Genomic DNA, 11,503 nt, shown 5'->3' on the forward strand with positions numbered 1-11,503 from the left:
ATTATGCAGTAGCTTCTTCTGCTTTTTCTTCAACTTGCTCAGCGCCTTCTTCTTGCTGACGTTGTTGAACGTACTGAGCAAATAGCGCGTCAAAGTTAACTGGAGCAAGGTTAAGCTGTGGGAAAGTACCACGACCCACTAGGCTAGCAACGGTTTCACGAGCGTATGGGAAAAGAATGTTCGGGCAGTATGCTCCTAGTGAGTGAGCAAGTTGTGGCTCAGTTAGACCTTCGATAGTGAAGATACCCGCTTGCTGTACTTCACAAAGGAATGCTGTCTCTTCACCGATTTTTGCGGTAACGGTTAGAGAAAGAATTACTTCGTATACGTCATCAGCCAATTTTTCGCTTCGAGTATCAAGATCTAGCTTAACTTCTGGGTTCCACTCTTTTTGGAAGATAGCTGGGCTATTAGGCGTTTCGAAAGAAAGATCTTTAGTGTAAACGCGTTGAATGTTGAATTGTGGAGCTTGTTGTTCTTGAGTTGCTGCTTCAGCCATAATTTCCTACCTATGTAATTTGTCTCGACTGTGGAGGGGCTTTGTTACCCCTTCTGGGTCTTATTATTAATTCGATCTAATCAGTCGTACTACCTTAACAAATCGTTAAGGACCATGTTGACCGCTGGATCAGCTTGTCAGAGTTTTATGACACTTTAACGTGCGCGTCAACCTTAGATTGACCATAAAACACTCTATTAGACACGATTATCGTTTGCTTTTGGAAACCGGCATGTTTGCCGTCGTCCATTCGCCCATACCACCTTTGAGGTTATGCACGTTTTCAAATCCTTGTGCTACCAACAACTGAGCCGCTTGCGAAGATGTCATGCCAGCATTGCATACTAGGATAATGGGGCTGCTTTTATGCTTTTCAAGGTTTGTGGCTTGATTATTTTTAATTTGTGCTAATGGAACGTTCATCGCATTAACAATGTGACCTTTTTTAAACTCATCTTTTGAGCGCACATCAACCACTTTGGCATTCTCACGATTGATAAGTTGAGTAAGTTCTTGAGGCGTCACGTTTTTGTATTTTAGCGTTGAAGCTTTAACCGTGGTGACGATAACACCAATAAACAGACCCACCCAGGCTAATGAAAGGATAGGATTCGCTTGAAAAAACTGAATGTATTCTTGCATGTGTTCTCTTCACTGACTTAAATTTAACGTCGAACCAAAGATTATAACTGTTTCGATTCACAAATTGCGATCATTCGCACTCATTTTTAGATGTTAACTTTTTCTAGCGCCTCAGTTCGAGTACACTCTTGAGTACTTTTTCTGCACTTTCGGCTTTATACCCATGCTACCTGTTGTCATCTTATGTAGGTGTCATGGGTATAAACCTGTTTTTAATTTAGTTAAGGTACAAAAATGACAACTGCAAAGCGCCCATTGGCACTGCTGATTTTAGATGGCTGGGGAAACAGAGAAAATACCCACATGAACGCCATTTATCATGCTAACACTCCAGTATTAGATAAGTTATACGCACACTACCCTAATAACCTTATTTCAGGCTCTGGTGATGATGTTGGGTTACCTCATGGGCAAATGGGTAACTCTGAAGTCGGCCATATAAACTTAGGCTCTGGTCGTATTGTTTATCAAGAATTAACTCGCATCACTAAAGCGATTGCCGATGGCGATTTTAATAAAAACGTTGCCATGTGCAACGCCATTGATAAAGCCATTGCCACAAACGGCTCGGTTCATATTATGGGCTTGCTATCACCTGGTGGTGTCCACAGCCATGAAGAGCATATTGAAGCGGCTTGTAAACTCGCAGTACAACGCGGTGCTAAGAAAGTTTATCTTCACGCTTTCCTTGATGGCCGTGATACTCCTCCTCGCAGCGCTAAACAAAGCCTTGTGCATTTCGATGCTTTATTTGAACGCCTAGGTCACGGCCGAATCGCATCAATAGTTGGTCGTTACTATGCGATGGATCGTGATAACCGTTGGGATCGTGTTGAAACCGCCTATGACTTATTAACTCAAGGTCAGGCTGAACATCAATTCGACAATGCGCCAGCTGCACTAGAAGCCGCTTATCAACGTGATGAAAACGACGAGTTTGTTGCGGCTTCAGCCATTGTTGATGCCGATGGCAATGTGGCTCAAATGGCGGATAACGATGCGCTTATTTTTATGAACTTCCGTGCCGATCGCGCTCGCCAAATCACTCGCAGTTTTGTCAATGCTGATTTTGATGGTTTTGCTCGCAAAGCCACACCAAATCTTAACTTTGTGATGCTAACGGAATACGCAGCTGACATTAAAGCGCCAGTTGCTTTCCCGAAAACAGACTTAGTCAACACGTTAGGTGAAGTACTGCAAAATCGCGGCAAAACTCAACTTCGTATCTCAGAAACCGAAAAGTACGCTCACGTAACATTTTTCTTCAATGGCGGTAAAGAGCAACCATTCGAAGGTGAAGACCGAATCTTAATCGAATCCCCTAAAGTGGCAACTTACGATTTACAACCAGAAATGAGTTCAACTGAGCTAACGGATAAATTAGTCGGTGCTATTGAGTCTGAAAAATACGATGTGATTGTATGTAACTATCCTAATGGTGACATGGTAGGTCATACCGGTAATTTTGATGCAGCCGTAAAAGCGTGTGAAGCCGTAGACACCTGCATTGGCCGTGTTGTTGAAGCTTTAGAAAAAGTGGGCGGTGAAGCCTTGATCACGGCTGATCATGGTAATGCTGAGCAAATGGTAGATGAGCAATCTGGTCAAGCACATACGGCTCATACGAGCGAATTAGTGCCACTGATTTATGTTGGTCGTCAAGGTAAAATCAATGAAGGCGGTCGTCTAAGTGATTTAGCCCCAACTATGCTATCTTTGATGGGAGAAGCGATTCCTGAAGAAATGTCAGGGCAGCCATTGATCACACTTGCACAATAGGCTTAGGTCGATACAATGAAATGCCGCACTAAGCGGCATTTTTTTCTTCTAATTCAGTTGGTTTATTAAAAGGAAGCGTCTGTGCGCAATTGTGTTCGTCCATTTTCAGTCATGTTTATGATGATCTTTGGCTTAGGGTTATCGATTTCTGTTATGGCCACAACCATTAAAGAGCGCCAATCTCTACTTAAATCGTTACAGACACAAATCGATCGCCAACATTCGCAAGTCAGCGATACCCAAAAGCAACATCAACAATTATTGCAGCTTTTGAAAAGTGACGAACAAGCCATTGCTAACGTCGCAACCCAAGTGAATCAAAGCCAAAAACAGCAACAACAGCTGAATGACAGCCTTGCTGAACTGTCCGACAAACAAAAACAATTGCAACACCAACAACAAGCACAACAGCAAGCGCTCGCTAATCAGCTTAAAAGTGCTTATCTCAGTGGTAGTCATGATTACACTAAGATGTTGCTCAGCCAGCAAGATCCTGCCTCTGTAGAACGCTTGCTTACGTATTATCAGTATTTAAATAAGGCCAGAGTCAAAGCCATTGCAGAGCTAAAAACGACACTGTCAGAGTTAAAGCAAACCCAAAATCAAATCGTTGAGCAAAAACAGCAATTAGCGAAAGTGACTGAGCAACAACAGCGACAAGCAGAGCAACTGGAAAAAGAAAGTGAGCAGCGTCAACTAACACTCACACAGTTGCAACGGGTGCTCAATCGTCGTGGAGCTCGTTTAGAACAATTACAAATTGAAGAAGCCAGTCTGAAGCAAGCCATCGACCAAGCGATTCGAGAGTCCAAACAACAATATTCACTTGTTGGTTTAAGTGCGCAACGGGGTAAATTGAAGTGGCCAATTCAAGGTCGGTTAACTCACTCCTTTGGCAGCCCAAGAGGAGGACAGTTGCGCTGGCGAGGTGTACTCCTTAGCGCACCTGAAGGACGAGCGATAAAAGCTATTGCTACTGGTAAAGTCATTTTTGCCGATTGGTTAAAAGGCTTTGGTATGGTGATCGTAGTCGATCATGGCAAGGGCTATATGAGCCTTTATGGCCATGCTCAAGCACTACTTAAATCCTCTGGTGACCGCGTAAAACAAGGGGAAACATTAGCCCTAGTCGGGCGCTCAGGTGGACAAGCTGAACCTGGTCTATACTTCGAGATACGTCACAAGGGGAAAGCCATTAATCCTTCGCGCTACTGCAAGCGATAATCGCCGCCTCCTGGATCAATGGAGGCTGTATGATCAAGTATGCTCGACGGGTTGTTTTGTTTTTTTGTGGTGCGCTATTTGGAATTAGCATTAGCATTGCTGGGCGCGAAGTACCCCATCATTCTTATTATGGATTTCCACTCCTTGCCGATGTGATTGATAGCATCGAACGTTTTTATGTTACTCCCCTCACCCGTGAAGAGCTTATTGAAGCAGCCATTCAAGGTATTTTCCAAAAACTCGATGGGTATTCTGAGTTTTTAGACGCTGAAGATGTTGCTAAGCAAGATGAAAACAATCAAGGCCAATATAAAGGTTTTGGCTTCGAGGTAAATGGTACTGAGCATGGTTTGGCAGTGATCAACGTTTTTGCAGGTTCCCCAGCGCAAAAAGCGGGCATTGAGCTTGGCGACACCATTACCCATTTAAGCAAACAGGTAATCTCCTTGGACAATCAAGAGACGATTTTAAAGCAGATAAAAACAGCGGCTAATGATAACCAGCCTATTGATGTCAATGTAAAAGATACAAAAGGCAAACAATGGCAATTGAATATTAAGCCTAATGTCATTCACGTCGCCGCCATTGAATCCAAGGTATTAGAGAACAACCTTGGTTACATTCGAATCAACGGTTTTCAAAGCAGCACTTTTGATTCAATCAAAACACAACTGATCTCGTGGAGACAGCAACAGCTTAACGGCTTGATCATTGATTTAAGGCGTAACCCAGGCGGTTTGTTCGAACAAGCCGTAAAAGTGGCTGACCTCTTCATAAGTAAAGGAACTATCGTTTCCACCAAAGGTCGATTCAAACAAGCCAATAGTGATTACAGTGCCACTGACATCAATTTATTAAAAGACGTGCCGATGTTGGTGTTAATTGATAAAAATTCGGCTTCGGCTGCTGAAGTGTTAGCTGCTGCTTTACAGCAAAACCAACGGGCAATCCTAATGGGTGAAAGAAGTTATGGTAAAGGCAGTATTCAAGGCATGATCCCCACCATCTTCCAAGACAGTCGCGTCAAGCTCACCATTGCCCATTACTTGACCCCAAAAGGCGACAACATTCATCAATCAGGGATCACACCAGACATAAATCTGCCTAGCATGACTGGCAATGCAAGCAATAATGCGCCTATAATCAATGACACACAAGCAGACTCAGATGACAACGCTCTGAAATCGGCTATTTCATGGTTTAAGACAGATACATAACAGGATTTATGACAATAATACGACTTGCGCTACTGCTTATTTTATTTCTTTCTACAAAACTGCAAGCAGCGCAAGTTGCCATCATTATTGACGATGTCGGCTATCGCCATACCGACAAACAAGTACTGCAACTTCCGCCTGAAGTCACATTGTCTTTTTTGCCTTTTACCCCTCTTAGCCATGAGCTTTCTGTTCGAGCCCACCAGCAAGGTCATGAGATCATGCTCCACTTACCCATGCAGGCGCTAAACGGTAAAGCAATGGGAACAGGTGGCATCAAAAGCAATATGAATCAGCGCGCCATCAACAATATACTCGATAAAGCGATGAGGGACGTACCCAATGCCACAGGAGTGAATAATCACATGGGCAGTTACGTCACTCAGCTTGAGCAGCCTATGCAATGGTTAATGCAAGGATTGAAACAGCGGGGATTATTTTTTGTAGACAGCTTCACAACACGCTTTACTAAAGCAATGAAAGCAGCTGACAAGGCCAAAGTACCTAACCTCAAGCGAAGCGTTTTTTTAGATAACGACATCTCACAACAAGGGCTTGAACATCAGTTTCAACAGATCATTAAACTGAGCAAAACTCATGATCGCTTTATTGTGATAGCTCACCCTTACCTAGAAACGATTGAGTACCTGAAAAATAACCTCAGTCGATTAAAACAGCATAATATTCAAGTGACTTCCGTTGCTCAGCTTCTTGCTGAGCGCTATAGCGACGCTGAAACTAGCCAGTCTGCACTTCTAGTGAAGTAAGTAACCACAGAGCTTCTTCGTTAGTGGTACCGCATACATCAATTGTTGCTGAAAAGGCATGGCAAACCTTTGGTCGCTCTGGCTGACCAAAAATTTGGCAAAGATTATCATCTGAAAGTTGCACACATCGCTCTCCTGCTTTTTTACCTTTAGGCATGCCTAGGATCGGACTACTGATAGAAGGGGCGATACAGCAGGCACCACACCCTAAACGGCAATTCATAACAAAAACTCACTGATCAATGAGAGTATATTTTATCATGCCTTTTTACTTCCCCTGAGTAATTTATCACCATATACTTCCTCTCTTGCAGTAACTCAAATGGCTTACTACAAATAAGCATTTGAATCACAATAAATATCACCAGCTGTTTATTAGGGAGAATAACAATGGCATTCGATTATGGTTCCATTGATCTTGGGCTACGAAATCCGTTCAAAAAAGAAGGGGCTGCGACCACTATTCGAGGTGTCATTGTTGCTCTTATGGGAGTCTACTTACTCATTGATGCCGCAGCCACAGTGAAAAATGAAACTGTTGGAGGCTGGCTACTGGTGGGATTTGGCATGTTATTACTCGGTGGCGGTATCGCTTCTGCTTCGGGTGGTATTCTTGCTATGCTTCGTTACTTTGTTGGCCGTAATCACCCAACTTCACTGGCTTATAACCACAGTCGCTCTGAATCCAGCACAGCGAAAACAGAAAGTTCTTATGTTGCTTACACCAAGCAAAAGCTCATTGAAATGCTAGTAGGACGCAAGAACTCTACTTTTGTAGAACCTATTGGCATTCTGGCTCGTTTTGTTCACAGTATTTTTCCGCGCCTGACCTACATGCCGTATCCAATCCGTAATATGGCGCAACGTCTCTTTGGTGCATGGATTAAAACGATTGTCGCCCTTATCGCCTTTGCTTTTGTTGCCTTTGTTTCATTGGCAGGCTTTGCTGGTGAATTAGGTGAATTTGCGTTTCCTTTTTATACCGCGCTCCTCACAATTTACTTATTAAACGTGTGGCGAAACGCTGGTACTAGCATTAATCGCAATGCTGATAGAAGCATCTCAAGCATGGGGAATATGGAGTTAGTAAGAGTTATCGCAGGCGCAATTTTGCTACCCGTTATCGTTGGTTTAAGTCTGAAATATGCCCTTTCCATGACCCAAACGACTATCAGCGAATTACAGCAAGTCAGTGCAAACTTTCCCACTTTTCATTCAACCTTATTGTTATTAGGCTTGTTAGCTGGCGCCGCAGTGACCAGTGCCATCGCCTTTATTATGCTGAAAAAGCGCTTGAACTATTCTGATCCTAAAGTAGAGGTTTCAGAACTTCGTGAAAACTGGCAAGAATCCATTCATCCCAATGAGATTTTTATCAATCTTGATAACTTAGTGATGGCCAACCGTCGTTATAAAGAAGTCCCTAACCGTGTTTATCAAGAGCTCGACCCTGATTTAATTCAGCAGGTTGAAGGCAAAGGCAAGTTTTTTGGGGAAATGATCCAAGAAATCCAGCCCAAAGTAAAAACCATGGAGTTGGGGGATGTATTTAAAAAAATGCGCGCTGCCAGCTTAATACTTGGCAATGTGCTCTTTGTGATCAGCGCCATTCTGACCATGATATTGGCTTATCAAGTGGTAGACTTAACCAGCCTAACTCGAAGCATTGGGTTTGATAATATCCACGCCAATATGGCTACCTCTCAACTGCAAGAGCTTGCAGGTTCAGTTTCCACCATAGTACATATTTTTCTGAGTGGATTATTACTCCGTACTCTTGCTCAAATTCAAACTAATACGGCTCATTTGTTTTACTCAGAAATTCTATTTGAAAGTGATTTAATTTACCTGAAAGTCGAAGGCACGTTTACTGAGTCTAAAATCTCAACCGGTAACAGTATTCACGACTCTACTCGCTCTGAAAATGTATTGGTTCGTTCAAGCATTACTCCGTGGGTTATCGTCTGCCGAATTGTTTCCAGTACTTTTGCTTCTACAGGTATGCAAAACCTAGAACACCCAAGACTCATTTTAGAAATGCATAAAAATGAGCAAGAGTTGGCAGGCATTCGCGACGATATTATTTCATTCCTCAAAGACAGAGAGTCCATTGCGTCCATTACCAGTAACCGAGATTTACAAAATGCATCACAGATCCATGAGATTAATCAGCAATCTCGTGCAATCCCGATGCAGTCACAAAATCAATTGAACAACATGGATGAAGAAGCCGCAGGATTCATTAAGCACGAACACGAAAAACAGCAAGATGAAACTGAAGACGCAAAGTTAGACGTTTAATCACCATTCCTACCAAATTAATTATGCCTTAACATAGCCTTAGCTTTGCAACTAAATCGTTGCAAAGCTAAGGCTATGATTCGTCATTGCAGGATGTGATTTGATACTGGTGAGGCGATATAACTTAACTATACTTACTTCTTATGTTGTTTTTCCGTAGTTACATAAGGAAGTGTTGTATGTCCCCTAAAGTCTGCCTTTGCGTAATACTCTCAAGCTTATTTCTTTTACAAGCGTGTCATGACAATGACGATTCAAAGACCACAAACCCACAGACTCGATTCATCTATACCAGCACCAATGATGTCAATAATAACCAAGTTATTTCTTTTGCTGTCGGCGAAAATGGTGATTTAACCGAAAGAAGTGCATTTGACACAGGGGGAGTCGGCGATGCCGATGATGGTGACTTTGATGCTCAAGGTGCAATCCGTATTTTCGGAGATAAGCTATTGGTCGTTAATGCTGGCGAAACCCTTGGTGACTCGAGCATTACTGAAAATAATGGCAGCATCAGTGTATTTCAGATCGATGATCAAAGCGGAGATTTATCTCGTATCGATCAACGTGCAGATCATAATGGTATTCAAAACATGGACTCATTTGGTATTCGCCCAGTAAGCCTAGACATAAAAACCATCAATGGAATCACTTGGGTTATTGTTGCCAATCAACAAAATGTTTCCCATTGCATTACGCCTACAGAAGCCAATACATTAGAGACGTGTTTAGATCAGTATGGCAATCCGATTAGTGAACATTTAGCCGATACTGATACTAATAGCAGAAACATCTATCTTTATCGTTTTGATCCACAAACGGGCGTATTAACGCCACAAAGAAGACTTGCTACTTATTCAGCACGTCAAAATGGTCCTGCACAAGTGAGCTTCAGCCCTAACAATCAAAAGGTTGCGGTCACCACACTCGGTATCGCCAATGCGGGTTATCCTGCCAGTGAACAACTGTCTACGCCTGCTCACACATTTTTGTATGATGTTGAAGTGCAAAATAACCAATTCTCTCTTCAAAATTCTCGTTACTTTGCTAATGACGGTATCTTGGCATCCATTGGATTCAGTTGGTCCAGTGATAGCCGTTATGTCTATGTATCAAACGCATTGTTAACCGGTAAATTTATCAATGATATCGATTCAAATTTGCGAGATAACGAAGCGGCGCTGATTTCACTCGATACCACAAACAGTAATGATTTATTCGACAGTTCTCCTAATATGAACTCAGTACCTTCAGGTACAGGCTCAATCATTACAGAGACACGACCAGCAGCGTGCTGGACATGGTTAACACCCAACAACCACCTTTATGCTGTTGGGTTTAATTCAAACCAAGTCGTTAAATTTAATGTTGAAGGAAATCTGTTAACTCGAGATCAAATCGTCAACAGAAAAGCGGAAAAAGAAGGTGATTCTAAAGATATTTATATCACTTACGACAGCCGCCACGCTTATGTACTTGGTTTTGAAAGCCATAGCATTGGAATATTTGATCTGGATGAAGATGGAAAGTTAACAGAAAAAACATCATCACCACTCACGGTAAATGCGGCACTGTTAAATGGTGAAAACCCTGCAATAACTCAACGTTTCTTTTTAGGAATCGCAGGTTACCCAAATCGTTATTCTGGGTTTTAATCGTCAAGCCTATAGTGTATTCACCAGTATTAGAGCCGAACGAATAAGCTTCGGCTCTAATCTCACTTACGACTCAGAAACATTAAATAATAGACAAATTAGCCTGATAGACAGCAAAGCTTAAGACAACTTCGATTAATCTGATCACATAGCTCAGCCAACAGATAGAACAAATGTCTTCAGAGATTAGTGGAGCCACATCAACGTTTCCTCATTATACCAAGATTGGTACTGATTTTTTACTCCATTGGCAAGAGTCAGACATCCGCCCTCAAGCGACATTTAAAGACTATCTTGTTAAGGCAACATTGGATGAAAACCAACAAACTGAAGCTATTTTACTCCCCGGTGAAATTGGTCGCGATCAAAAATTATTCACTACCGCTATGCTCAATGAGCAAGTCGCTAACTTCTTTCAACATCAGCAGCTTATTCCTGTGCTCTTTGATAATAAAGGCTACATTGCAGAGCTCAAACAGAAAGTAAGTGCGGACCCAAAATGTAATCTTGATGTAAAGCAGGTTTCGTTACGCTTTAACGAACAAGATAAAAACCAGCGTAGCGCTCTGTTTGCCCATTTAGGGTCACTGGTTTCGAATTATTCTCCGTGTTACTCGTTAGATGAATTAGAGCCCCAAAGGATTAGCAGCCTATATATTTATGGCGCTGGAAACGCTGGAGAAGATTGTATTGCTGGCAATGGAGGTTACTATACTGGATTTCAGCTGGCCGATTATCTAGAACGAAAAGGACTATTAGCAATTGAAGATTTAAGGGTTATGTCCACAAATTCTGCAGACAGCTATGTACCCGCTTCATTTAAGCCAAGTGACTTAGAATATGCAAGAGCTCCCCAGCAATTTAGCACAAGAGAATGGTTCAGAAGTTTTAGTAGGAAGTCTTTTAGTGGGTATCTAAAACAAGCTTTAACGATTAAAGGTTATAACAAAGTCAGGGTTACCGGCTATCAATGTTCAATACTTATGGACGGCGACCCTCGCTTTTTAACGTCTCACACCCGCTCGTTAATGATAGATGGACAAAGACGATTTATGAGTAGAGAAAAGCTGGCGGTGATTCAATAGCGTGCCGGTTAATATACAACCGATATCGAAACAATATAATCAAGCACTTATTAACTGTGGTTCAATTACTTTCTGGCTTTCGAGAGACATTCTTTAATCAATACTGCGGACAGTTTTACGCAGCAATGACACCTAGCTCTCCTAGCCCACTGATGACCTGAGATACTTTTTCGTTACTCGGGTCGATACCTAACTTATCAAAAATGATTTGTAACTATTCAGCCTACTGAACAAAAATATCTGGCAAATGCCCACTGAACAACAAGTTCAGCGCTGTTGAAGCTGTTATATTTTGCTTTCTGCAACTCGAAACGTAACTGCGTATGGCACAGAA

General features: G+C 42.2%; 10 protein-coding genes. 7 read left to right on the forward strand and 3 right to left on the reverse strand.

What is annotated here, in order from left to right; all coding sequences use genetic code 11:
- Position 1: 1 nt before the first annotated feature.
- Both secB and D5018_RS15705 read right to left on the reverse strand, forming a co-directional pair.
- Entirely contained in the window at positions 2 to 499 is a 498-nt protein-coding gene (secB, locus tag D5018_RS15700) for a protein-export chaperone SecB (protein WP_121839947.1), read from the reverse strand.
- A gap of 207 nt (positions 500 to 706) precedes the next feature.
- Positions 707 to 1,141 (reverse strand): rhodanese-like domain-containing protein, encoded by a 435-nt coding sequence (locus D5018_RS15705; protein WP_121839948.1) that lies wholly within the window; start codon positions 1,139 to 1,141, stop codon positions 707 to 709.
- A 234-nt stretch (positions 1,142 to 1,375) separates the two neighbouring features.
- Between D5018_RS15705 and gpmM the strand changes: the two genes are divergently transcribed.
- The 4 genes from gpmM to D5018_RS15725 all read left to right on the forward strand — a co-directional run bounded on the left by gpmM (position 1,376) and on the right by D5018_RS15725 (position 6,128).
- Positions 1,376 to 2,920 carry a 2,3-bisphosphoglycerate-independent phosphoglycerate mutase gene (gene gpmM / locus D5018_RS15710; protein WP_121839949.1) on the forward strand — a complete coding sequence of 515 codons (1,545 nt, stop codon included), beginning with the start codon at positions 1,376 to 1,378 and terminating at the stop codon, positions 2,918 to 2,920.
- A 111-nt stretch (positions 2,921 to 3,031) separates the two neighbouring features.
- Positions 3,032 to 4,144, forward strand: a complete 1,113-nt coding sequence (locus D5018_RS15715) for a murein hydrolase activator EnvC family protein (protein WP_121839957.1) — start codon at positions 3,032 to 3,034, stop codon at positions 4,142 to 4,144.
- A 29-nt stretch (positions 4,145 to 4,173) separates the two neighbouring features.
- Positions 4,174 to 5,361 carry a S41 family peptidase gene (locus D5018_RS15720; RefSeq protein ID WP_121839950.1) on the forward strand — a complete coding sequence of 396 codons (1,188 nt, stop codon included), beginning with the start codon at positions 4,174 to 4,176 and terminating at the stop codon, positions 5,359 to 5,361.
- Between the two features lie 8 nt (positions 5,362 to 5,369).
- Positions 5,370 to 6,128, forward strand: coding sequence for a divergent polysaccharide deacetylase family protein (locus D5018_RS15725; RefSeq protein ID WP_121839951.1), 759 nt, complete (start codon positions 5,370 to 5,372; stop codon positions 6,126 to 6,128).
- Here D5018_RS15725 and D5018_RS15730 read toward each other — a convergent pair.
- Positions 6,100 to 6,351 (reverse strand): YkgJ family cysteine cluster protein, encoded by a 252-nt coding sequence (locus tag D5018_RS15730; RefSeq protein WP_121839952.1) that lies wholly within the window; start codon positions 6,349 to 6,351, stop codon positions 6,100 to 6,102. The two genes, D5018_RS15725 and D5018_RS15730, sit on opposite strands and share 29 nt — an antisense overlap.
- A gap of 167 nt (positions 6,352 to 6,518) precedes the next feature.
- Here D5018_RS15730 and D5018_RS15735 point away from each other — a divergent pair, with 167 nt between their 5' ends.
- The 3 genes from D5018_RS15735 (at position 6,519) to D5018_RS15745 (ending at position 11,169) form a co-directional block, all read left to right on the forward strand.
- The gene (locus D5018_RS15735) at positions 6,519 to 8,429 is read left to right on the forward strand and encodes a hypothetical protein (RefSeq protein ID WP_121839953.1); all 1,911 of its coding nucleotides are present in this window, start codon (positions 6,519 to 6,521) and stop codon (positions 8,427 to 8,429) included.
- A gap of 179 nt (positions 8,430 to 8,608) precedes the next feature.
- Positions 8,609 to 10,084, forward strand: a complete 1,476-nt coding sequence (locus tag D5018_RS15740) for a lactonase family protein (protein WP_121839954.1) — start codon at positions 8,609 to 8,611, stop codon at positions 10,082 to 10,084.
- Positions 10,085 to 10,257: 173 nt separating this feature from the next.
- Positions 10,258 to 11,169, forward strand: a complete 912-nt coding sequence (locus tag D5018_RS15745; RefSeq protein WP_121839955.1) for a hypothetical protein — start codon at positions 10,258 to 10,260, stop codon at positions 11,167 to 11,169.
- Positions 11,170 to 11,503: the final 334 nt, after the last annotated feature.

The organism is Parashewanella curva, from assembly GCF_003675895.1.
In the GTDB taxonomy this organism is placed as follows: Bacteria; Pseudomonadota; Gammaproteobacteria; order Enterobacterales; family Shewanellaceae; genus Parashewanella; species Parashewanella curva.

What these genes read in the sequence shown, in the direction of transcription:
- D5018_RS15720 (WP_121839950.1), top strand. Translation starts at nt 4,174, where the DNA reads ATGATCAAGTATGCTCGACGGGTTGTTTTGTTTTTTTGTGGTGCGCTA.
- D5018_RS15745 (WP_121839955.1), top strand. Translation starts at nt 10,258, where the DNA reads ATGTCTTCAGAGATTAGTGGAGCCACATCAACGTTTCCTCATTATACC.
- D5018_RS15735 (WP_121839953.1), top strand. Translation starts at nt 6,519, where the DNA reads ATGGCATTCGATTATGGTTCCATTGATCTTGGGCTACGAAATCCGTTC.
- D5018_RS15730 (WP_121839952.1), bottom strand. Translation starts at nt 6,351, where the DNA reads ATGAATTGCCGTTTAGGGTGTGGTGCCTGCTGTATCGCCCCTTCTATC.
- gpmM (WP_121839949.1), top strand. Translation starts at nt 1,376, where the DNA reads ATGACAACTGCAAAGCGCCCATTGGCACTGCTGATTTTAGATGGCTGG.
- D5018_RS15715 (WP_121839957.1), top strand. Translation starts at nt 3,032, where the DNA reads ATGTTTATGATGATCTTTGGCTTAGGGTTATCGATTTCTGTTATGGCC.
- D5018_RS15740 (WP_121839954.1), top strand. Translation starts at nt 8,609, where the DNA reads ATGTCCCCTAAAGTCTGCCTTTGCGTAATACTCTCAAGCTTATTTCTT.
- secB (WP_121839947.1), bottom strand. Translation starts at nt 499, where the DNA reads ATGGCTGAAGCAGCAACTCAAGAACAACAAGCTCCACAATTCAACATT.
- D5018_RS15705 (WP_121839948.1), bottom strand. Translation starts at nt 1,141, where the DNA reads ATGCAAGAATACATTCAGTTTTTTCAAGCGAATCCTATCCTTTCATTA.
- D5018_RS15725 (WP_121839951.1), top strand. Translation starts at nt 5,370, where the DNA reads ATGACAATAATACGACTTGCGCTACTGCTTATTTTATTTCTTTCTACA.